This window comes from Paenibacillus taiwanensis DSM 18679 (assembly GCF_000425125.1).
GTDB classification, from domain to species: Bacteria; Bacillota; Bacilli; order Paenibacillales; family Paenibacillaceae; genus Paenibacillus_B; species Paenibacillus_B taiwanensis.
Genome location: NZ_KE384307.1, coordinates 713516 through 734845 on the forward strand (window position 1 = coordinate 713516; position 21330 = coordinate 734845).

The 21330-nt window shown below is 47.1% G+C and carries 23 protein-coding genes and 1 riboswitch; of the genes, 22 read left to right on the top strand and 1 reads right to left on the bottom strand.

Annotated elements, in window-relative coordinates; genetic code table 11:
• Positions 1-27 precede the first annotated feature (27 nt).
• Positions 28-420 (top strand): FxsA family protein, encoded by a 393-nt coding sequence (locus H509_RS0117180; protein WP_036697678.1) that lies wholly within the window; start codon positions 28-30, stop codon positions 418-420.
• 160 nt (positions 421-580) lie between these two features.
• Here H509_RS0117180 and ytvI read toward each other — a convergent pair whose 3' ends face one another.
• On the bottom strand, positions 581-1696 hold the full coding sequence (ytvI, locus tag H509_RS0117185; RefSeq protein WP_028546174.1) for a sporulation integral membrane protein YtvI: 1116 nt from the start codon (positions 1694-1696) through the stop codon (positions 581-583).
• Positions 1697-1904: 208 nt separating this feature from the next.
• Positions 1905-2056, top strand: a riboswitch (adenosylcobalamin (AdoCbl) riboswitch).
• 383 nt (positions 2057-2439) lie between these two features.
• Here ytvI and H509_RS0117190 point away from each other — a divergent pair.
• The 21 genes from H509_RS0117190 to H509_RS0117290 all read left to right on the top strand — a co-directional run bounded on the left by H509_RS0117190 (position 2440) and on the right by H509_RS0117290 (position 21051).
• Positions 2440-3582: a 1-propanol dehydrogenase PduQ gene (locus H509_RS0117190; protein ID WP_028546175.1), complete on the top strand. Its 1143-nt coding sequence runs from the start codon at positions 2440-2442 to the stop codon at positions 3580-3582.
• A 193-nt stretch (positions 3583-3775) separates the two neighbouring features.
• On the top strand, positions 3776-4129 hold the full coding sequence (locus tag H509_RS0117195) for a BMC domain-containing protein (RefSeq protein WP_028546176.1): 354 nt from the start codon (positions 3776-3778) through the stop codon (positions 4127-4129).
• Positions 4130-4143: 14 nt separating this feature from the next.
• The gene (locus tag H509_RS0117200) at positions 4144-4575 is read left to right on the top strand and encodes a EutP/PduV family microcompartment system protein (protein WP_028546177.1); all 432 of its coding nucleotides are present in this window, start codon (positions 4144-4146) and stop codon (positions 4573-4575) included.
• A gap of 64 nt (positions 4576-4639) precedes the next feature.
• Complete coding sequence (locus H509_RS0117205) at positions 4640-5212, top strand: ANTAR domain-containing response regulator (RefSeq protein WP_028546178.1); 573 nt, start codon at positions 4640-4642, stop codon at positions 5210-5212.
• The gene (locus H509_RS0117210) at positions 5205-6629 is read left to right on the top strand and encodes a sensor histidine kinase (protein WP_028546179.1); all 1425 of its coding nucleotides are present in this window, start codon (positions 5205-5207) and stop codon (positions 6627-6629) included. Before H509_RS0117205 ends, H509_RS0117210 begins: the two co-directional genes overlap by 8 nt.
• Before the next feature lie 135 nt (positions 6630-6764).
• Entirely contained in the window at positions 6765-8195 is a 1431-nt protein-coding gene (gene eutA / locus H509_RS0117215; protein ID WP_028546180.1) for an ethanolamine ammonia-lyase reactivating factor EutA, read from the top strand.
• A 30-nt stretch (positions 8196-8225) separates the two neighbouring features.
• Complete coding sequence (locus H509_RS0117220; RefSeq protein ID WP_028546181.1) at positions 8226-9590, top strand: ethanolamine ammonia-lyase subunit EutB; 1365 nt, start codon at positions 8226-8228, stop codon at positions 9588-9590.
• Between the two features lie 18 nt (positions 9591-9608).
• On the top strand, positions 9609-10649 hold the full coding sequence (eutC, locus tag H509_RS0117225) for an ethanolamine ammonia-lyase subunit EutC (RefSeq protein ID WP_028546182.1): 1041 nt from the start codon (positions 9609-9611) through the stop codon (positions 10647-10649).
• Positions 10650-10669: 20 nt separating this feature from the next.
• Complete coding sequence (gene eutL, locus H509_RS0117230; protein WP_028546183.1) at positions 10670-11323, top strand: ethanolamine utilization microcompartment protein EutL; 654 nt, start codon at positions 10670-10672, stop codon at positions 11321-11323.
• Between the two features lie 11 nt (positions 11324-11334).
• Complete coding sequence (locus H509_RS28795; RefSeq protein WP_084159248.1) at positions 11335-12186, top strand: BMC domain-containing protein; 852 nt, start codon at positions 11335-11337, stop codon at positions 12184-12186.
• A gap of 34 nt (positions 12187-12220) precedes the next feature.
• Positions 12221-13690: an acetaldehyde dehydrogenase (acetylating) gene (locus tag H509_RS25735; RefSeq protein ID WP_036697681.1), complete on the top strand. Its 1470-nt coding sequence runs from the start codon at positions 12221-12223 to the stop codon at positions 13688-13690.
• 103 nt (positions 13691-13793) lie between these two features.
• Positions 13794-14084: a BMC domain-containing protein gene (locus H509_RS0117245; RefSeq protein ID WP_021252529.1), complete on the top strand. Its 291-nt coding sequence runs from the start codon at positions 13794-13796 to the stop codon at positions 14082-14084.
• Positions 14085-14212: 128 nt separating this feature from the next.
• Complete coding sequence (locus tag H509_RS0117250; protein WP_028546184.1) at positions 14213-15019, top strand: ethanolamine utilization cobalamin adenosyltransferase; 807 nt, start codon at positions 14213-14215, stop codon at positions 15017-15019.
• 10 nt (positions 15020-15029) lie between these two features.
• Positions 15030-15665 carry an ethanolamine utilization phosphate acetyltransferase EutD gene (gene eutD, locus H509_RS0117255; RefSeq protein WP_028546185.1) on the top strand — a complete coding sequence of 212 codons (636 nt, stop codon included), beginning with the start codon at positions 15030-15032 and terminating at the stop codon, positions 15663-15665.
• Between the two features lie 18 nt (positions 15666-15683).
• Positions 15684-16487, top strand: coding sequence for a hypothetical protein (locus H509_RS0117260; protein ID WP_028546186.1), 804 nt, complete (start codon positions 15684-15686; stop codon positions 16485-16487).
• 15 nt (positions 16488-16502) lie between these two features.
• The gene (locus H509_RS0117265) at positions 16503-16778 is read left to right on the top strand and encodes a EutN/CcmL family microcompartment protein (protein WP_028546187.1); all 276 of its coding nucleotides are present in this window, start codon (positions 16503-16505) and stop codon (positions 16776-16778) included.
• Entirely contained in the window at positions 16771-17316 is a 546-nt protein-coding gene (locus H509_RS0117270; protein ID WP_028546188.1) for a BMC domain-containing protein, read from the top strand. Before H509_RS0117265 ends, H509_RS0117270 begins: the two co-directional genes overlap by 8 nt.
• Before the next feature lie 93 nt (positions 17317-17409).
• Positions 17410-18519, top strand: a complete 1110-nt coding sequence (gene eutH / locus H509_RS0117275) for an ethanolamine utilization protein EutH (protein WP_028546189.1) — start codon at positions 17410-17412, stop codon at positions 18517-18519.
• Positions 18520-18686: 167 nt separating this feature from the next.
• Positions 18687-19331 carry a nucleoside/nucleotide kinase family protein gene (locus tag H509_RS25740; RefSeq protein WP_051287301.1) on the top strand — a complete coding sequence of 215 codons (645 nt, stop codon included), beginning with the start codon at positions 18687-18689 and terminating at the stop codon, positions 19329-19331.
• Positions 19332-19555: 224 nt separating this feature from the next.
• The gene (locus H509_RS0117285; protein WP_028546190.1) at positions 19556-20371 is read left to right on the top strand and encodes an amino acid ABC transporter substrate-binding protein; all 816 of its coding nucleotides are present in this window, start codon (positions 19556-19558) and stop codon (positions 20369-20371) included.
• 56 nt (positions 20372-20427) lie between these two features.
• The gene (locus H509_RS0117290; RefSeq protein WP_051287385.1) at positions 20428-21051 is read left to right on the top strand and encodes an amino acid ABC transporter permease; all 624 of its coding nucleotides are present in this window, start codon (positions 20428-20430) and stop codon (positions 21049-21051) included.
• The last annotated feature ends 279 nt before the right edge of the window (positions 21052-21330 follow it).

A 21330-nucleotide genomic window follows, 5' to 3' on the forward strand; every position in this document is an offset into this window, starting at 1 on the left:
GAGGCAGTTTGGAAAGGTGGAATGGACATGTTATGGTTACTTGTTGTATTAACGCTTATACCAGCGCTTGAAATTTACGGATTTGTCCTGATGAGCGGTTGGGTCGGGGGCTGGAACACACTACTTTTAATATTGCTGACAGGAGTTGTTGGTGCTGTAGTCGCTCGTTACGAAGGTAGACAGGTGCTACAGGACGCACGGCAGCAGATGCAGGCAGGGCAAGTGCCAGGGCGCGTCATGATCGACGGTCTATGTATACTGGCGGGTGGCGTATTACTAATAACGCCCGGTTTCTTTACAGATATTATTGGCTTTACACTTGTATTTCCGTTAACACGTCCCATCTACCGTTACTATTTGTTAAAATGGATTGAGAAAAAGATGAAGAACGGTGAATTTATCACCTTTCGCCGTTTGTGACGGTTTCTTGCTCTTGTACGCTACATTTAGATTATTGCTTGAGATTAAATATTATCGGATACTGCTGAAAGAGGACCTCAATTCCTACCGAACCGTGGGTGTTGAGGTCCTTCGTGCCTCTATAAGCATGCGAATGCACACAATACTTTGAAAATGGTGGCTATCGCCTACCTGTCATGATGTAGTTCCGTAAATCGCGGAACACGTGCGCACGGTAAATAGCCGAAATAAATACGAGTGAAACGGGACCGATAATAATCCCGAGCACACCAAACATTTTTAATCCGATAAACATAGCGATAAGTGTAGCCAAAGGATCAAGACCTACGCTAGAAGCAAGTACCTTCGGCTCGATAATTTGGCGTGCAACGAGGACGATACCGTATAAAATAGAGAGACCAACCCCTGTTGACGCACTTCCGGTCAAGAAACAGTACGCAATCCAAGGTACCATGACAGCCCCGACGCCAAGATACGGCAGCAGATCCACAAAGCCAATTAAAAGACCAATCGTCACGGCGTACTCAACCTGAATGATCAGGAGTCCAGTAATAACAACAACAGCCGTAATAGTAATAAGGATAAATTGGGCCCGTAAGTACCCAAACAATGCTTTTTTTAAATCGGACCAAATCGTACGAATCGGCTTGCGAACACGTTCCGGTATAAGATCAGAAGCGATAATGAGCCACCTTTTCCAATCCTTACTAATAAAAAAGGCTGCCAGTAAGACCACGACCGAAATAGTAGCGATGTTAGGCAGGCTGGATAAGAAGAGGACGATTCCATTCAGAATACTGCTTACTAAATAGGTGATCGTATCAGTAACGGTTTCCGTTGTTTTTTTAATGTTGCTATTAATTGTATCTTGGATGTTTGGATTGTCCACATATAAGGAATTAATCGTTCTTATAAACGATTGGACCTCTTCATTGTCTACCAGATTTATAAAAATTGACCGCCATACTTCCAAATATTTTTGAATTGTCTGTGACAATGTAATGATTTCTTTGATGATACGTGTTACAACAGCTGCTGCTACAGTGAGCATACCAGCAATAAATACTGTTAAAGCTAGTGTAACACTGAGCCAACGTGGAATACGCAGCTTATCCGTCATGCCGTTGACGAGTGGATTTAACATCAATGCAATAAGCCATGCGAACAAAAATGGGTAAATAAGCGGCAAAATCAAATAACTGCCTATGAAACCAGCGATAAGTAAAAAGGTCACCCAGCTTCCACGCCAAATGCGCATCAATACAGCAGCATCCACATCAAATCTCCTTTCTCATCTGATCTTCGATTCAAGAAGGTTGTCTCCTTATTCATATGACGATCGCACAGAGAGGCAGAACAGGGGAAGTGAATTTGATGCTGGATTGATCTTTAAAAAATTGTTGAGTTACACTTCTTTTTATTACATCTTGCCAATCTGTTGGATTGTGCTATAATAATGTCGAATGGACGCCCATTCACGTCATGTACAATAGAAAAAGTTATAGGTAATGGAAGTTTGGTGCAAATCCAACACGGTCCCGCCACTGTAATAGATCGAGTATTCGATCTTAAGTCAGGTCGTTTGCCTAGTAACTTTGTCTGGCTAGTCATTTCGAGGCGAAAGTGACTGGTTTACAAGTCTAGTGACAATTGCCTCACTAGGCTTTTTTACGTTGTAAGCAGGCTGCTGACACTGCTGTCAGCAAAGCCAGGTGCTCGCCGCCGAACCTGTACAATGGTGTATAGTTTGTCACGCGGGAGGTTCTTCAAGGCAGAAGAACAAGGTGCACAACGGTGTGCATGTCCCTTTTTTATACGAGATCACCTGTATGCTGCTGCATCGCAGTCGACAATCGGTTGACGAATATCGGTCTGACAGTGTACAGTTGAGATAGACAATTTAATGATTGCTGCACAATGGCGTGCACATAATAATACAAGCAAAGAGGCTTTTGAAGGGAATGTATCCCTTTGAAGGTCTCTTTTTTTGTGTTGACTAATGACATGGAGGTGCCTTACATGGACAAAATTTCAATGAAAACGGACATTTATCTGGGGCAAGGTGCACTGGATCGTCTGACGGAGTGGAGAAATAGACGGATTTTCGTTGTCACAGATCCGTTTATGGTGAAGTCGGGGATGATTAACTTGCTGTTCGAACGTTTGCATGACAGCAACGAACAATACATTTTTAGTAATATCGTTCCGGACCCTCCTGTAGAAATTGTGACAGAGGGTGTAGAAGCGCTGGGTGCGTTTCAAGCCGATTTGATGATTGCTATTGGCGGTGGCTCTGCCATTGATGCTGCTAAGGCTATGAAGCTGTTTGCCCAAAAATTGCTGGATCAGCATGACATGCCATTTGTCGCAATTCCGACTACAAGCGGAACGGGCTCAGAGGTGACATCGTTCTCCGTTATTAGCGACAAGGCAAAAAATATTAAATATCCTTTAGTTTCCGATGATATGCTGCCGCAAGAAGCCATTTTGGACCCCGAGCTGGTCAGAAGTGTGCCGGACTTTATTACGGCGGATACAGGCATGGATGTGTTGACACATGCCATTGAAGCTTACGTGTCCACCAAAGCAAACGATATTTCCGATGCATTGGCGGAAAAAGCGATAAAGCTTGTTGTTGCTTATTTGCCACGTGCTTACCAGGACGGCAACGATTTGGAAGCACGCGAGAAAATGCACAACGCTTCCTGTCTGGCAGGGATGGCATTTAATATGACGTCGCTTGGGCTTAATCATGGTATTGCACATGTGGCTGGTGCCAAATTCAAAATTGCGCACGGACGGATGAATGCGCTGCTGCTGCCGCATGTTATCGCCTACAATGCCGATTATAAGCCAGGCTACGGTAAAGAAGAGAGCAACGCTGCGGCAGTGAGATACGCAGAAATTGCCAGCATATTGGGATTGACTGCACCTAACGCCAAAAGTGGCGTACGCAGTCTCATTCAAGCGATCAAGCAGTTGCAGAAGCAATTAAAAATGCCGCAAACCTTGCAAGAATGCGGCGTGGAACGTTCAGTGCTGGAAGAGATGCGAGGAGCTATTGCAGAAGGCGCGTTAAAAGACGGATGTACGGCTACGAATCCACGCGTGCCTACCGCAGCTGACGTCGTTGAAATTTTGAACAAAATGTATCAATCATAAATTGGAATGAAGTTTCAGATGTAATGATATTGACAACGCTTGCAGGTTAAAATATAGTAAAAGTAACACAACGGCGTGTTGCATACAAATAAAAGCGAAGAGGCTTCTTAAAATTTCCGTGTGAACTTTTAAGGGGTCTTTATGTTTTTTTACAGCTATTTCAAGTGTTATCGACATGAGATGGGATGAGAGTATGGACCAACACCAAGAGAAACAACGAGTCATTCAGGAATATGTGCCTGGTAAACAGGTTACGCTGGCTCATATTATCGCAAATCCGAATCCGGACATTTACAAGAAGCTCGGACTCGGCAGCGAGGCGAAGGATGCCATCGGCATTATGACGATTACGCCAAGTGAGGCTTCCATTATTGCGGCTGATATTGCAACGAAGGCCGCTGGCGTTCAGATTGGCTTTGTTGACCGCTTCAGCGGATCACTGGTTGTCACGGGGGATGTATCATCCGTCGAATCGGCCGTAAGTGAAGTCCTGCTTGGACTACAACATATTATTGGCTTCTCGGCTGCGAAGATTACGAGAACGTAGGAGAAGAAGCTGCGATGAAGAATATTATTTTTGCCGGCAGCACAGGCTCAGGTAAGACAACTTTGTGCCAGAAGCTGCACGGACAGGTAATTGCTTATAAGAAGACACAGGCTGTCGAGCGCTTCGAGCAAGCGATCGATACGCCAGGCGAGTGCATCGAGAACCGTTATTTGTACAAGATGCTGCTCGTTTCCAGTGTCGATGCAGACGTGATTGGGCTTGTGCAAGATTGCACGAAGGAAGAAAGTTATTTCCCGCCCGCTTTTGCTACTGTTTTTGCCAAGCCGGTAATTGGAATTGTGACTAAGGTTGAACTGGCACAATCCCGTGAAGAGGTAGAACAAGCGAGAGCCTATTTACAGGCGGCGGGTGTAGAAGCGATTTTTGAGGTATCCACGATAGAGGACGTAGGCGTAGAGGCGCTTCAACAGTATTTGGAAGCGTAATGACATCCTCCTAAGAGGCGTACAAGAGACAAGCAAATACGGCAGACAATGAGGTGCGTGACACATGAATGGAAAAATTGTAATAGTCGACGACGAACCTATTACAAGGATGGATATTCGTGAGATGCTAGATGAAGCGGGCTACAATGTTGTAGGGGAAGCTTCCGATGGTTTTGAGGCTATCGAATTATGTAAAAAGCATCTGCCCGATCTGGTCATCATGGATGTGCAAATGCCCATTTTAGATGGTCTAAAGGCGGGTAAACGAATCATTTCAGAACAGCTGGCGGGCGGGATTGTACTGCTGACCGCATTCAGCGACAAACAAACGATTGAAAAGGCATCCGCTGTCGGAGCGCTTGGTTATCTGGTGAAGCCGCTTGATGAGAAGTCGTTTATTCCTATGGTTGAAGTGACGATTGCTAAAGGCAGGGAAATTCGTAAGCTTGAGCACAATTTGTCCAAGCTGACACAGAAAATGGAAGAGCGTAAGGCGGTCGAAAAGGCCAAAGGAATTTTGATGAAGGAAAATGGCTGTACCGAAGAAGAAGCCTACCAGACGCTGCGCAAACTAAGTATGGATCGACGGTGTCCAATGATCGAAATCGCAACAACAATCGTCATCTCGTATGACTAATGTTAGAGCACAGATTGAGCAGTTGTGTAACCGTCATACCGGCTTAACAGAGGCGGACATCGAGCGTATTGTTAATATTGCACAATCTTTTGAAATGTCAGAGGTGCAGGACGATGTCTTTATCGATGTGCTGTCCGTTGTGGCCAACGAGGCAATCGTCGTTTATCACCGCCGTCCAACAGAAAGGCAATCGTTGTATTTGCATTCTGTTACGGGGGAGAAGGCGCTCCGTGAGAACGAACCTGGAGTATTAAGAACGCTGGAGACAGGTATAATGTCTCAGGGGCTCGTAGCCAATACGCAGGAGAATCATCTGGTCAGGCAAACCGTTTATCCGATCAAGAACCAGGAGGGTGTCATTGCGGTCGTCATTTACGAGAAGGATGTTAGCGACAACATTCAAGCCCATTTTAAGGTGACGGGTACGCCCTACGAAGATAGTGAGATGTCCTCGATGCTGACTGCGATGCTGCGCTTTAAGGACTCGATCATCAATCAGTTGGAGGATGCTGTTCTCGTATTTGACAAGCATGGGTTCTTGAAGCTGAAAAATAAAAAAGCGGATGTGTACTATCGGCAGCTTGGTTATTTGGAGGATATTCAAGGCTTGCATTATGACAATTTGTCGCTTGATCAAACGATGTTCTCTGATGTGATGGGGCAGCATACGGTTGCACCGAATTGTCCGTTGACGACCGATGTAAAGGCCGCAAATCGTTACTATCAGGTCAAACGGTTATTTATAGAAGAGCAGGATCTTTGTGTAGGTGTTATTTTGCATGATGTGACCGAGATCAAAGACAAGGAAGCAGAAATTGTATCCAAGTCGGTGGCCATTCGGGAAATTCATCATCGGGTCAAAAATAATTTACAGACGGTAGCTTCGCTGCTCCGGATACAGGGACGTCAATGCGAAAGTCCCGAAGCTAAAAAATGTTTAAATGACAGCGTTAGCCGTGTTCTTGCGATCGCGGCGACTCACGAGCTGTTATCCACTGAAATCGATGCACAGGTGGACCTGCTTGATGTGATCCGACTTATAGCTGCAAACATTCAACGCTGCTTTGTGGACTGCCAAGCCGTTGATATTCAAACAGTGGCGGCACAAAGTATTTGTTTGGACAGTGATCGTACGGTGGCCATTGCCCTTATCGTGAGCGAATTGCTTCATAACAGCTATGAACATGCGTTTGATGACTGCTCAGATGGAACGATAAAGGTTAGTGCACATTTAGAAGGCGGCTTAGTCACGGTGGAGGTCGCTGATGACGGCATTGGCTTTGCTGCTGAAGAAGGTTCGCATAAAAGCTTAGGTTTATCGATTGTACGCAGCTATGTGAAGGAAAAGCTGAAAGGCAAGCTTAAAATTGTGTCCAACAGCGGCGGTACAACAGTTACGTTTACATTTAAAAAATAAATAATCAGGCTACAAGGGTGTAGTCCTGTAAGCAATGAGGCTTAGAGTAAACCATGTCCCACATTCGGGGGTGGTTATAACTTTAAGCCTTTTTGTATTCATTTAGGTGTAAACAAACGATGGGGGATGAGCGTAGTGAACGAGGAACTGCTAAGTGTAGGCATCGATATGGGGACGTCGACGACGCAACTCGTGCTGTCAAAGCTGCATATTCAAAATATGGCTTCCGCCTTTTCGGTGCCACGCTTAGTGATTACGGATAAGGAAGTTGTTTATCGCAGCGATATTTGCTTCACACCTGTGCTGGCAGACAATCGGATCGATATGCAGCAAATCCAGACGTTTGTAGTAGAGCAGTATCAAAAAGCTGGTATTCAAAAGGAAGAGATTCAAACAGGAGCAGTCATCATTACGGGGGAAACAGCCCGAAAGGATAACGCCAATGAGGTGCTGCTGTCGTTAAGTGGCTTTGCGGGGGATTTTGTCGTTGCTACCGCAGGCCCAGATCTGGAAAGCATTATAGCGGCCAAAGGAGCAGGCGCACATACGTATTCCAAGGAGCATAACACCGCCATTGTCAACATCGATATTGGTGGAGGCACTAGCAATTTGGCCCTATTTGCGAGTGGGGAACTGATGGATACGGGTTGTCTGGACATTGGCGGCCGCTTGATTAAGGTCGATCAGGGAACACATGCCATTACGTATATCGCACCGAAGATCAAGCAGTTGGCAGAGCGGCGAGGGATCGAGCTGGCATTGGGTATGGTCGTTACGCCGCTTACGCTTGAGCCGATTATCGGAGAAATGGTCAAGCTGCTGGAAGAGAGCGTTGGACTTCGTCAGCCAAGTGATTTCTATGACACGATTGTGACGAACAAAGGATTGAAGCTAGAGCGGCCGATTCCGTGTATTTCGTTCTCTGGCGGAGTTGCCGATTACATTTACAAAGAAGCAGTTGGTGACGTGTTCCAGTATGGAGATATTGGGATTTTGCTAGGCAGGGCGATTGCAGCCTCACCATTAACTGAGCAGATGACCGTTGCCCGTTCAGCCGAAACGATCAGGGCGACCGTCGTGGGCGCCGGATCACATACGACGGAGATTAGCGGCAGCACGATTACGTACACGGAAGAGAGCTTTCCAATCAAAAGCATCCCTATTTTGAAGCTGACTCGGGCAGACGAAGCTGGCAGCGATGAGGTGCTGGCACAGGCTATTGCTGACAAGCTGAATTGGTTTAAGTTAAACAACGATCTACAACGGGTTGCCATTGCAATTGAAGGGAAGAGCAGCCCGAGCTTCGCAGAGGTACAGAAATATGCCCGCGGCCTGTATAAGGGCATGGCGGAGCTGTTGGAGCGGGAGTATCCGCTCATCGTCATCGTTCACCACGATATGGCGAAGGTATTGGGGCAATCGCTGTATGCGCTGCTTGATTATAAGAAAGATGTCGTTTGTATCGACAGCGTGCAGGTAGACAATGGTGACTACATTGACATTGGCAAGCCGATTGCGGGAGGCAAAGTGCTGCCCGTAGTCATTAAGACGTTAGTATTTCATTAAATTGAGCTGGATTTGGAAGGAGGAGCTTTTATGATTTTGAAAACGAAATTGTTTGGCCGTGTGTATCAATTTAACACACTCATGGAAGTGATGGCGAAAGCCAATGAAGAAAAATCGGGAGATATGTTAGCTGGTCTTGGGGCGACTTCCTCAGAGGAACGAGTGGCCGCCAAGGTGGTGCTGTCTCAAATAAAATTGTCGGACTTGCGCAACAATCCTGCGGTTCCTTATGAACTGGATGAAGTAACCCGCATTATTCAGGACCAGGTTAATGAACGTATTTATAGTGAAATTCAGAACTGGACGGTAGAAGAGCTGCGCGAATGGATTTTGAATGAAAATACAACAGAGTCGGATATCAAACGTGTATCTCGTGGTTTGACATCGGAGATGGTAGCTGCGGTTGCCAAGATTATGTCCAATCTTGATTTGATGTACGGAGCAAAAAAAATCCGGATTACAGCAACTGCAAATACGACGATTGGTCGTTCAGGTACGTTGTCAGCACGATTGCAGCCGAATCATCCAACCGATGATCCTGACGGTATTATGGCTTCGTTAATGGAAGGGCTGACCTTTGGTATCGGGGATGCGGTGCTTGGTCTTAATCCGGTTGACGATTCCGTCGAAAGTGTAACTCGTGTACTGAAGCGGTTTGAGGAATTCCGCCAGAAGTGGGAAATACCGACACAAACGTGCGTGTTGGCCCATGTCACAACACAGATGGAAGCCGTCAAGCGTGGCGCACCGACAGGTTTGATCTTCCAATCTATTGCCGGCTCGCAAAAAGGCAATGCGGCGTTTGGTTTTGACGCGGCAACGATCGAGGAGGCGCAGGAGCTTGTGCTTCGTCAGGGGCAAGTTGCAGGACCAAACGTCATGTACTTCGAGACGGGGCAAGGTTCGGAGCTGTCGTCGGAAGCGCACCACGGAATCGACCAAGTGACGATGGAAGCGCGCTGCTATGGCTTTGCGAAGAAATATAATCCGTTTCTCGTGAATACGGTAGTTGGCTTTATCGGCCCTGAATATTTGTACGATGCAAAGCAAGTTATACGCGCGGGTCTGGAAGATCACTTTATGGGCAAGCTGACAGGCATTTCGATGGGCTGTGACGCTTGTTATACGAACCATATGAAGGCCGATCAGAACGATTTGGAGAACTTGTCGGTGCTGTTGTCTGCGGCAGGCTGCAACTTCTTTATGGGCATCCCGCATGGTGATGATGTCATGCTTAATTATCAGACGACCGGATATCATGAGACCGCTACTTTGCGCGAGTTGCTAGGTTTACGACCAATCCGTGAGTTTGAGCAGTGGATGGAGAAGATGGGCTTTATTGAAAATGGGAAGCTCACTAAAAAAGCCGGCGACGCGTCTGTATTTCTGAAATAAGGAAGGGAGGTAGCTATCATGAACGAAAAAGATCTGAAATCCATGATTGAATCGATTTTGAATGAAATGGTAGGTGCGGCGCCAGGAGAGCAGGGAGCAGCGGCTGCTGCGACAACGCCTACAGCTCCGACTGCTGCTCCACAAGTGGTGAAGCCAGAAGTACAATCTGCAGGGCTTATGCAAACGAGCATGCCGGCAGAAACAGCAGGGAAAGCAGGGAAAGCAAACCGTGCAGAAGGTCAGACAGAAGGACATGAGTCGATGTCAGCCCAAGAGCAGACCGTTGAGGACAACGACGACTATTTGGATGACATTACAGAAATAGACCTGCGGAAGCTACTGCTCGTTCCCGAACCCGCAGACCGTGAAGGTTATATGAAAATGAAAGAAAAAACGCCCGCTCGACTTGGCGTGTGGCGTGCAGGTCCGCGTTACAAGACGATTACGTCGCTGCGATTCCGCGCTGACCATGCTGCTGCACAGGATGCTGTATTTTCCTACGTGTCGGAAGACTTTGTGAAGGAAATGAACCTGGTAGCGATAGAGACGATGTGTCGGGATAAGGATGAATATATTACACGACCTGACTTAGGGCGCCAGTTTTCACCTGACATGGTTGAACAGATCAAGAAACATACAATCAAGCAAGCCAAAGTGCAGTTGATGGTTGGCGACGGCTTAAGTTCTGCTGCCATTGAGGCCAATTTGCGCGACATCGTGCCCGCAATTACGCAAGGTCTTAAAATGTACGGCATTGATGTCGGCAACATTTTGTTTGTGAAGCATTGCCGTGTTCCTTCGATGGATGTCATCGGGGATGTAACCGAAGCGGATGTCATTTGTTTGCTGGTAGGTGAACGTCCAGGTCTAGTTACAGCAGAATCGATGAGCGCATATATCGCTTACAAGCCAACTGTAGGGATGCCAGAGGCGAGACGCACCGTCATCTCTAACATTCACTCTGGTGGCACGCCAGCTGTAGAGGCAGGAGCGCATATTGCTGAATTAATGAAGACGATGATCGATCGTAAAGCATCGGGTATTGATCTGAAATTATAGAAAATGGCAAGGAGGCTCATATGAGAAACGAACCGATTCGCGCAACAGTATTGGGCATGAAGCTGATTTCGAACGTCAGTCAGGACATGGCAAGCCGGTTGGAGCTAAAACCGCATCATAAGAGCTTGGGAATCATTACCGCTGATATTGATGATGTCACTTATGTGGCACTTGATGAAGCAACCAAAGCAGCCGCAGTAGATGTGGTGTACGCCAAAAGTATGTACGCTGGCTCAGCAAATGCTTCAACCAAGCTAGCCGGTGAAGTAATCGGTATTATTGCTGGTCCAAGCCCCGAGGAAGTACGCAGCGGCTTAAACGCGGTTGTGAATGTGATGGAGAGCGGCGTCCACTTTGTGAGTGCCAATGAGGATAACAGCATTACGTATTTCGCACATTGTGTTTCTCGTACAGGAACGTATTTGTCCCAGACAGCCAACATTCAAGAAGGCGAATCACTCGCTTACGTGATTGCTCCGCCTCTCGAAGCGATGTATGCGCTGGATGCAGCGTTAAAAGCCGCTGATGTGACGATTGCAGCCTTTTTTGGCCCGCCATCTGAAACTAACTTTGGCGGTGCATTATTGACGGGCAGTCAGTCCGCCTGCAAAGCCGCATGTGATGCATTTGCGGACGCGGTTAAAATCGTCGCAGACAATCCTACAGGATATTAAGGAAACCTGTGATGAGAAATAGTGCACTAGGACTGGTAGAGGTAAAAGGCTATCTGGGAGCCGTTGCCGCTGCTGACGCTGCCTTAAAGGCTGCAAGTGTTACTTGTATCGGTGTAGAGGTCATTAAGGGTGGCTTGGTAACTGTTAAGCTTAGCGGTGATGTAGGAGCCGTGCAGGCTGCCGTGGAAGCGGGAGCGGAGACGGCAGCACAATTAAATGTGCTTCTCACCCGTCATGTCATTGCACGATTACATGAGGAGACTGCCGCTAAGATGGTAAATCCGGTGGATTGTCATGAGAATCAAGCGGAGGTGGCGCCCGTTGAGGACGTTAACCTTGGGCGCAAAGCTGAGCTAGAGGTTGCTGCCACATCGGGCGCAGCAGACTGTGCCAGTGCAGCCGCAGGAATAGAGGCGGCACATCCGGCACCGTTAGGCGAGGCGGGACCTTCTGCCTCGACTTTGGAAGCCGCAACAGCGAGTGAAACGGCAAATGCGTCGATGCTGGACACGCATGCAGTGAACTCGCCCGAAGAGCGGACGGACAGCATGCCCGCTGCTCAGGCGCCAGCTGTAAAGGCTATCGAAAGTATCAATAGTGCTAACAGCCAGAGCATGAGTGTTAGCAGCCAGAGCGTGGCCAGCAGTACAGGCAGTACAAGCAGTACAAGCAGTACCGCGAGCGTCGCTAACATGAGCAGCATGAAAAACTCGAACAGCACACGAAGTTCAAACAGCACGAACAGCACAAGCACAAGTAGTACAAGCAGCGCAAAAAACTCAAGCAGCTCAAAAAGCTCAAACGGCGCAAAAAGTGCCAGCCATGCTAAGCGAACTAAAAGTAACAACAAAGTCAGTTCCTAAAGTTTTTAAAAATAGATAGAGAGAAGGAGTATTGATGGAGACATTGGATAAAGACCTGAGATCCATTCAAGAAGTCCGCAATCTGGTCAAGCAGGCCAAAGAAGCGCAAGCCAAGCTGGCGGTCATGACACAAGAACAAATAGACGCCATCGTCAAAGCGATTGCAGATGCGGGTTATACGCATCGCGAGAAGCTCGCCAAAATGGCCAACGAGGAAACGGGCTTCGGCCGCTGGCAGGACAAAATCGTCAAAAATGCATTTGCTTCCAAGCATGTGTATGAGTCGATCAAAGATATGAAAACCGTTGGTGTGCTAAAGGACGACAAAGCTCACAAAGTAATGGAGGTCGCAGTGCCTGTCGGTGTAGTAGCTGGCTTGATCCCATCTACCAACCCGACCTCTACTGTCATCTATAAAACGCTGATTGCACTCAAAGCTGGAAACAGCATTGTGTTCTCGCCGCATCCGAATGCACTAAAGAGCATTTTGGAAACCGTGAAAATTATTAATGAAGCAGCACTGCAAGCGGGTTGTCCAGAAGGTGCGATTGCAGTCATGACGGTTCCGACCATTCAAGGTACGGACCAACTGATGAAGCATAACGATGTAGCTTTAATACTTGCTACTGGCGGAACAGCGATGGTGAAGGCCGCCTATTCATCCGGTACACCAGCAATCGGTGTTGGTCCGGGCAATGGTCCGGCATTTATCGAGCAGAGTGCCAATATCCCGCTTGCTGTTAAACGTATTCTCGATTCGAAGACGTTTGACAATGGTACGATCTGTGCGTCGGAGCAATCGGTTGTCGTTGAGGCATGCAGCAAAGAGGCAGTTGTGGCGGAGTTCAAGAAGCAGGGAGCGTATTTCCTCTCCGCTGAACAAGCTGCACAACTCGGCCGCTTCATTATGCGGGCCAACGGCACGATGAACCCGCAAATCGTCGGCCGCAGCGTAGAGCACATCGCCAAGCTGGCGAACTTGCAAGTTCCAGCGGGCACTCGCGTGCTCATCGCTGAAGAAACACGTGTTGGGCACAATGTGCCGTATTCTCGCGAGAAGTTGGCTCCAATTTTGGCGTTTTACACAGAAGAGAACTGGGAAGCGGCGTGTGCACGCTGCATCGAGATCTTGAACGGGGAAGGTGCAGGTCATACGATGATTATTCATTCGGAGAATGAAGACATCGTGCGCCAATTCGCGTTGAAGAAGCCGGTATCCCGTTTGCTCGTTAACACGGCTGGGGCACTTGGCGGTATCGGTGCAACGACTGCGCTTGCTCCGGCACTGACGCTTGGCTGCGGCGCTGTTGGCGGCAGCTCGACTTCAGACAACATTAGCCCGCTTAATTTGCTTAACATTCGCAGAATGGCATACGGGCTGAGAGAATTGGAAGATTTAACAGAGAAGCAGCCAGCATCACAGTCTTCACTGGCAAACTTGAGTGTCAACGATAAAGAACAGTTGATCAGCATGATTGTGACACGTATTTTAGCAGAAATGTAAGTCGGATTGTTGGAACGTGCTCGCGATGAGAGCGATCGTGAGACAGGCTTCATCATTTAAGGTTATACACTACATTTAACATATACTTGGGAGGAATTTTAAAATGGCAAACGCAAACGCATTGGGAATGGTTGAAACTAAAGGTCTCGTTGGTGCAATTGAAGCAGCAGATGCAATGGTAAAAGCAGCAAACGTAACGTTGATTGGTAAAGAACAAATCGGTGCAGGCCTTGTAACGGTAATGGTTCGCGGAGATGTAGGCGCAGTTAAAGCAGCTACAGATGCAGGCGCAGCAGCGGCTGAGCGTGTCGGCGAATTGCTGTCCGTGCATGTAATTCCAAGACCACATTCAGAAGTGGACGCTATTTTGCCTAAGACTAAAATCGTTGAATAAGTCAACTTCCGGACAAGCCAAATAGATCAGGAGCGAGGAAGGGTGCGGAGCAGTCTGCATCCTTCTGCTACCTGTCGCGGCCCTAACGCCAGCGGCTCAGAAGACCGCGAGTAAAAGGATGTGAAAACATGGCTGTAATTACGGAGAGCGAGTTGCGCAAGCACTTTCGAAATCAAAATATGAAAGAAATTGCGGTATACGAGGCAGCGGCAGGCACTATCCTGACCCCTTCGGCAAAGAGCTTTTTAACCGATCATCAGATTGAGCTTCGTTATGTGAAGACTCCCGAGACCACAACTGAAACTATGGTCACGGAACCGACAAAAGAAGTAAAGCTTCAAATTACTAAAAATTTAGACGTGGAGCCGGCCACAGAAGGCAAAAAGCGTTTTCGTACGTTGTACGGTGGTTTTTTGGAAACGAAGCCGGAGCACATGACTCATTTATACGGCAACATGCTTGTGTTTAAAGACCATCCCCGGATATTATTCCGCGGCAAGCTTGATTCACTGGAAACGAAACTGTTAGAGGCACAAATTAGCTGTCAAAAGTTAAAGATGTTCAAATTGGTTGAAGATCTGGAAGAAATATTACAATTCGTACGGAAAATTGTACGTTGTGAAGTGTTAAGCGAAAGTATCGAAGAGTTTCACTTGCTTGGGATGACACCTAAGGAACTGCGCGAGCAGTCCCATTTTCCTAAGAAGTATTTTGGATTGGAACATTTTCAACCCAGCTATGATATGGGCGAAGCGGTTGTTGTCATAAATGCGTTGCGCACCATGACGCGGGAGACGGAGCTACTGGCTTATCAGGCCTTTAAGCAGGAACACGGAAACGCGGAGCGCGAGGATATTATCCGCACGTTAAATCGGTTGTCTTCGTTGTTCTGGATTATTATGTTTCGGATTCGCGTAGGACAGTACAATTCATGAGGTGAGAATGGTGGATAACGAACTGGTAACAAGTATCATTAATGAAGTCGTTAAACGTGTACAGGAAGAAAGCTGCATTGAGATCGAAGCATCGGGTAAGCATGTTCATTTGGACAGAGCGACAATCGATGTTTTGTTTGGAGAAGGTTATCAATTAACGAAGGCACGCGATCTATCTCAGCCTGGGCAATACGCTTGCAAGGAGCGAGTGACGCTGATCGGTCCAAAAGGTACGCTGCATAATGTGGTTGTGCTCGGACCTGAACGTAAGGAATCTCAGGTAGAAGTATCGCAGACAGACGCCGTTGTATTAGGTGTACAAGTGCCAGTGAGTGAAAGCGGCAAGCTGGAAGGCACGCCTGGCATTATCATTGCTTCGGGCAGCAGCATGATCCGACTGGAGCGCGGCTTGATTGCTGCACAACGTCATATTCATGTGAAGGCAGAAGATGCTGGGAAATTGAATGTGACCAATGGTGAGATCGTCCAGGTCAAAGTATATGGGAAACGACCGCTTATTTTTGACGATGTGCTGGTACGTGTAAGCGCCAATTATGAGACGTACATGCATATTGATTATGATGAAGCGAATGCTTGTGGCTTTGTGAAAGGGACGAAGGGCAAGATCATCAAGAAGAGCATCTAGGTTTAGGAGTGTGAAAAGATGAACATAGAAGCTCAAGAACGTGCGGCACTTATACAAGCGGTGACGGCGGAGGTGCTGAAGCGCTTGGCACACGTACACGTATCTGCGGATGAACCTCCCATACAGAAACGACGCATCGTTGTCATGTCCACGGAGAAGATGCCTGCACTGGAACGTGGCTTGAACTTAAATGAAGCGGATGAGCTGTGTTACTACGAGGAGTCGATGAGAGAATGTGATCTGCTTGTCATTCCGCAGCTGTGTATCCAACTGCTGTCCAATCTTGCACAAGGCATTAGTGCAGGTGCGCGTGAGCGATTCGTGCTGACGATGCTGTTGAAGGGCAAACAAGTGGTAGCTTTGGAAGAAGGACTAGTGTACCGCAAATATAAGTCAACCGCCCCGGTTCTGTTATATAAGCTGTACGACGGATGGGTAGACAAGCTGTCTAGCTATGGCGTTCAGTTCATTCGTGAGGCAGACCTAGAGCAAATTGTACACGAACATGGTCAGGCAACAGGTGATCAACATATTCAGGCTGTTCGAAATGCTCAACCAAACGAAAGTACTCCAGTTGTAAAGGCCGAGCAAGCAGCACATGCTCATCAGACTGGAATAAGCTCAGCGGGCGATCGTTTGAGACTTGCAGAACAGCAGCAACCGCTCCCGGAAGTATTAACTTGTAAAGTGATTACGGAAGCGGAAGTGAAGAAGTGGCGTCTTCAAAATCGGAATGAAATTGTGATTGGTCAGCACAGTATTATTACACCGCTAGCTCAGGACTATTTACGGATGCAGCAGATGCAGGTACACAGAAGATAACGGCGAGGTGAGCTTATGATCGTAGGAAAAGTGGTGGGCAGCCTGTGGGCTACCCGCAAGGACAATAAGCTGAATGGACTGACCTTCCTGATGGTGCAACCGCTTGCGTATGATGAACTGCCGGATCAGCGCGACATTTTTGTAGCTGCCGATAATGCAGGAGCAGGTATTGGCGACACTGTGCTAGTAACGACAGGAAGCGCAGCCCGAGCATCGCTTACTAATGGGGATGTGCCTGTTGACGCAGTTATCGTAGGGATCGTTGACTCGATTGAGGTCGCCCATGAGTAGTGCGATCGGTGTGATTGAGCTGCGCAGCATAAGTAAAGGTTACGAAACAGCGGATCAAATGCTTAAAACTTCACCCGTGTTGGTTCATCATCTTAAGCCTATCTGCCCGGGAAAGTTTCTGATCATTATAAGTGGTGACACCGCAGATGTAGAGGTGGCAATGAACGCTGCAATAGCGGAAGCAGGGGAATATCGCATCAGTGACTTTACGCTGCATGGTGTTCATCCAGAGGTTATAGAAGGATTGAAGCGGCGCTACTCAACACATCCCGTAGATGCTGTTGGTATTGTGGAAACGTCCACCGTATCTTCAGGTATGTACGCTCTAAATGAAGCTTTAAAGCAGTGTCATATTCATGTGAAAAAAATGAACCTTGGCATGGCGATTGGCGGCAAGTTTCTTGCCGTGTTTACGGGAAGTGTCAGCGACGTGGAGCAGGGCATGAAGGTGTTTGTGTCCTCCATGGAGCAGAAGCGAATCGTTCACCATGCCGTGCTGCGTTCCCCTACAGAGGAAATCAAGCAACATTTCCGCTAACAGGTTGTTCAATGCAGAATGATGCACAATTGGATTTGAACACATACGCAAAGAGCTGTTGAACACGCATCAAAAGAATGGAGGAGCACTTTCGTGGAAATTAATGAAATTATCATTTATGGCATGGTCATTTTCATGGTTCTTGGTGCCATCGACAAGTGTATAGGGTATAAATTTGGCTTGGGACATCAATTCGATGAGGGGCTCATGGCGATGGGATCGCTCACCCTTGCGATGGTAGGGATTATTTCCCTTTCTCCCGTACTTGCCAAGCTGCTAAGTCCGATCGTAGTTCCGCTGTACAGTGCCCTTGGCGCAGATCCAGCCATGTTTGCAACTACGCTGCTAGCTAATGACATGGGTGGGTACTCGCTAGCTATGGAGTTAGCGAAGACACCGGAAGCGGGCTTGTTTGCAGGAACGATTCTGGGTGCGATGCTTGGACCAACCATTGTATTTATTATTCCGGTTGCGCTTGGCATTATTAAAAAGGAAGATCAAAAATATTTAGCTACCGGAGTATTGGCTGGTATCGTCACGATTCCGCTTGGATGTTTAATCGGCGGATTGGTTGCCGGGTATTCGATCGGCATGATCTTGGCTAACCTCGTGCCAATTATTTTGTTTGCCGCACTAATCGTCCTTGGCTTATGGCGATTCCCGAATGGAATGATTAAGGGCTTTACGATTTTTGGTCAATTTATCGTCGTTGTGGCCACATTAGGGCTGGCAGTTGGTATTACTCAGCAGCTTACAGATATTACGATTATTCCGGGCTTGGCTCCGATTGAGGAAGGCATCAAAATTGTCGGCGACATTTCGATCGTCCTGGCCGGCGCATTTGCAATGGTATTTGTCATTACAAAAGTATTTAACAAGCCGCTTATGAAGCTTGGTAAATTGCTCGGCATGAATGAAATAGCCGCTGCCGGCATGGTAGCTACGCTTGCAAACGTCATTCCGATGTTTGGTATGATGAAGGATATGGATGCGCGTGGAAAAGTGATTAACGTTGCTTTTGCCGTGTCTGCTGCATTTGTGTTTGGTGATCACCTTGGCTTTACGGCAGGGGTTGCTAAAGAGATGATCTTCCCGATGATTGTGGGCAAATTAGTTGGGGGGATTACGGCTATCATTGTAGCGATTTATTTGGCGAAGAAAATGGCTCCAGCGCCCAAAGAATCACAGCCGGAGTCGGCATAGACTTACCCTCACACCTCAATAAATATGCAGAACGAGCAAGAACGGATCTAAGCTGTGCAGCTTTAGATCCGTTCTTGCTTTTTTTGATGTAAGCAGCAGTTGTGTCCAGACTTTTTGATAGCTGTAATTGGTGTATAATTATGGAGCGTAGAAAAGGAGAATCGACGATGAGCATCATCTGTTTAGAAGGAACTAGTGCGGTAGGGAAGAGCACCACATGCAAAGCGTTTGCCCACCGCTATCATACATATATCGTACCGGAGACTAGAGAGCTTTTTCAGGTGTCTAATTTACAAGGCGAAGCGTTGTCAAAATGGTTGTTGGAGCGGCAGCTTGATCGATGGATCATCGCAAAGGAGCAAAGTTTGAAGTACGATTACGTTATTTTGGATGGTGATATTTTTAAACTATGGTATGACTGGGTATTTGGCGACAATGGTCTTTCGGTGCAACAACAGGGAGCATGGTTAAGAGAGAAACTGATACAGCAAGAGATCGCTTTTCCAGACGCTTACGTAGCCTTATGGATAGAGGAGGAGGAGCTGCGTGCGCGCAAGGAGGCGGACTTTTCCAAAAGGAGAAGGAATTTTATGAAGCATTTACAGCTTGTTAAGCCGCAGCTGACGTATTTCACGTTTCTACAAGGTCTTAATCCTCGTTATGTCGGTATTCATAAAGCTACATCGGTGGACAGCAACGTAGATTTTATAATTCAGCATGTGCAGCAGTCACCAGGAGTCACGGGGAATCAAGTAGATATGTTTGATCAAATACTGCACTTTTACAACACCTATCAAGCAGACCGATTCTAACTACATAGAAGTGTGGGGGCTTGGAAAAAATAACGAGGAATAATAGGGGCTTATCACGCCATATTGATATACTATAGTTACCATATCGGATTTGTGTGAAAAAGTGTTGTGCAGTTCCGGAAAGCGTGATATTATCGGAACAATCATCGTCTGAATCAGGTAGCAATTGTAAAGTTATCAAGATGAAGCATGATCCTATAACTAGTTATTTGGGGGGCTACGGTATGAAAAAGAGAACATTAGCTTTATTGCTGATCGCATTTACAATGGTGATGGCGGCATGCGGTGGCCAGAACGGGAATACGAAGTCAGAGGCGGGAAAAGGAACTGCGGAAGCGGGATTGCTTGGGGAAATTAAGGCTAATGGCAAGATTCGGATTGGTACAGAGGGAACCTATCCCCCGTTTACGTATCATGATGAAAGCGGGAAGCTGACCGGCTTTGACGTTGAGATTGCGGAGGAAATAGCGAAGCGATTAGGTGTAACAGCCGAGTTTTCCGAAGCGAAGTGGGATGGGATGTTTGCTGGACTGGATGCCAAGCGATTTGATCTTGTCGCCAACCAAGTATCCATAAATGATGAGCGTAAGAAGAAGTATGACTTTTCTGATCCGTACAGTGTATCCAAAGCCGTACTGATCGTACACGAGGATAACCAGGATGTGAAGTCATTTGCAGATTTGAAAGGGAAAAAGGCGGGCCAATCCTTAACTTCCAATTTGACAGAGCTGGCAAAAGCGAATGGCGCTGACATCGTGCAGACGGACGGCTTTAATCAGGCGATTGAACTGCTCGTATCCAAGCGTATCGATGCTACCGTAAACGATGGACTTTCCTTCCTTGACTTTAAGAAGCATCGTCCAGAGGCTAAAGTTAAAGTAGTAGCGGAGCATGAAAGTGCTTCAAGCAGCGGTATTTTGCTGCGTAAAGGGGAGCAAACGCTGGTAGATGCACTTAACAAGGCGCTTGCAGACATGAAGGCAGACGGGACTTACCTGACTATTTCCAAAAAATATTTTAACGCAGATATTTCGAAGTAGTCGGGTGATCACTTGTGAATCGATATTGGGATATATTTATTGACTCGTTATGGCCAATGTTAAAAGCGGGATTATTATTTGCTGTGCCGCTTACGTTAATTTCATTTGGGCTCGGGCTTGTGCTGGCTTTATTGACAGCACTGGCTCGCCTTTCTTCTATTAAGCCGCTCGTGTGGCTTGCTCAATTTTATGTGTGGATTATACGAGGGACACCGCTGCTGGTGCAGTTGTTTATTATTTTTTATGGATTGCCTAGTGTGGGGATTACTATTGGTGCGTTTCCAGCCGCTATTATAGGTTTTACTTTGAGTGTGGGTGCTTACAATTCAGAGGTGCTGCGGGCTGCAATCAACTCGATCTCGCAAGGGCAATGGGAGGCAGCGGACTCGCTTGGTATGACGCGTCCTCAGATTTTGCGCCGTATTATTTTGCCGCAAGCAGCACGTGTCTCTGTGCCCCCGTTATCGAATTCATTTATTAGCTTAGTTAAGGATACGTCGCTTGCTGCGACTATTACGGTAACGGAGATGTTCCAGCGCGCACAGCAGATTGCGGCGACAACCTACGAGCCTATGCTCGTATACTGCGAAGTGGCGCTTGTCTATTTATTTTTTAGTACGATATTGTCTGCCTTGCAAGCGAGAGTGGAAAAGTATTTTGAACGTTACATCGTGCGCTAGGTACAGTCATAGTGGTAGTGGTAGTGGTTGAGGGCGATTGTAGCGTAAAAGCAGCTTGAATCGTCTGGTGCGGATGTGAGGTGCACATAAATTTGCTGGGACACCCGCACCAATATTTTTCTATAATGTGTAAAAATATGCGTCGTTTGTAAGTTATCAGGTGTTAAAATGTATTGTGAAAACATCATTTTCGTGTTATTTTGATCAAAATGAAGTCAATTTGTTATGTTTTCGGCTCATTTTCGCAGTCGCACTCTACACGAGTGCGTGGATAGAAAC

What these genes read in the sequence shown, in the direction of transcription:
- H509_RS0117250 (WP_028546184.1), top strand. Translation starts at nt 14,213, where the DNA reads ATGGCTGTAATTACGGAGAGCGAGTTGCGCAAGCACTTTCGAAATCAA.
- eutL (WP_028546183.1), top strand. Translation starts at nt 10,670, where the DNA reads ATGAGAAACGAACCGATTCGCGCAACAGTATTGGGCATGAAGCTGATT.
- H509_RS0117195 (WP_028546176.1), top strand. Translation starts at nt 3,776, where the DNA reads ATGGACCAACACCAAGAGAAACAACGAGTCATTCAGGAATATGTGCCT.
- H509_RS25740 (WP_051287301.1), top strand. Translation starts at nt 18,687, where the DNA reads ATGAGCATCATCTGTTTAGAAGGAACTAGTGCGGTAGGGAAGAGCACC.
- H509_RS0117200 (WP_028546177.1), top strand. Translation starts at nt 4,144, where the DNA reads ATGAAGAATATTATTTTTGCCGGCAGCACAGGCTCAGGTAAGACAACT.
- H509_RS0117285 (WP_028546190.1), top strand. Translation starts at nt 19,556, where the DNA reads ATGAAAAAGAGAACATTAGCTTTATTGCTGATCGCATTTACAATGGTG.
- H509_RS0117260 (WP_028546186.1), top strand. Translation starts at nt 15,684, where the DNA reads ATGAACATAGAAGCTCAAGAACGTGCGGCACTTATACAAGCGGTGACG.
- H509_RS0117245 (WP_021252529.1), top strand. Translation starts at nt 13,794, where the DNA reads ATGGCAAACGCAAACGCATTGGGAATGGTTGAAACTAAAGGTCTCGTT.
- H509_RS0117270 (WP_028546188.1), top strand. Translation starts at nt 16,771, where the DNA reads ATGAGTAGTGCGATCGGTGTGATTGAGCTGCGCAGCATAAGTAAAGGT.
- H509_RS0117265 (WP_028546187.1), top strand. Translation starts at nt 16,503, where the DNA reads ATGATCGTAGGAAAAGTGGTGGGCAGCCTGTGGGCTACCCGCAAGGAC.
- H509_RS0117210 (WP_028546179.1), top strand. Translation starts at nt 5,205, where the DNA reads ATGACTAATGTTAGAGCACAGATTGAGCAGTTGTGTAACCGTCATACC.
- H509_RS0117220 (WP_028546181.1), top strand. Translation starts at nt 8,226, where the DNA reads ATGATTTTGAAAACGAAATTGTTTGGCCGTGTGTATCAATTTAACACA.
- eutC (WP_028546182.1), top strand. Translation starts at nt 9,609, where the DNA reads ATGAACGAAAAAGATCTGAAATCCATGATTGAATCGATTTTGAATGAA.
- H509_RS0117180 (WP_036697678.1), top strand. Translation starts at nt 28, where the DNA reads ATGTTATGGTTACTTGTTGTATTAACGCTTATACCAGCGCTTGAAATT.
- H509_RS0117205 (WP_028546178.1), top strand. Translation starts at nt 4,640, where the DNA reads ATGAATGGAAAAATTGTAATAGTCGACGACGAACCTATTACAAGGATG.
- H509_RS28795 (WP_084159248.1), top strand. Translation starts at nt 11,335, where the DNA reads ATGAGAAATAGTGCACTAGGACTGGTAGAGGTAAAAGGCTATCTGGGA.
- H509_RS25735 (WP_036697681.1), top strand. Translation starts at nt 12,221, where the DNA reads ATGGAGACATTGGATAAAGACCTGAGATCCATTCAAGAAGTCCGCAAT.
- H509_RS0117190 (WP_028546175.1), top strand. Translation starts at nt 2,440, where the DNA reads ATGGACAAAATTTCAATGAAAACGGACATTTATCTGGGGCAAGGTGCA.
- H509_RS0117290 (WP_051287385.1), top strand. Translation starts at nt 20,428, where the DNA reads ATGTTAAAAGCGGGATTATTATTTGCTGTGCCGCTTACGTTAATTTCA.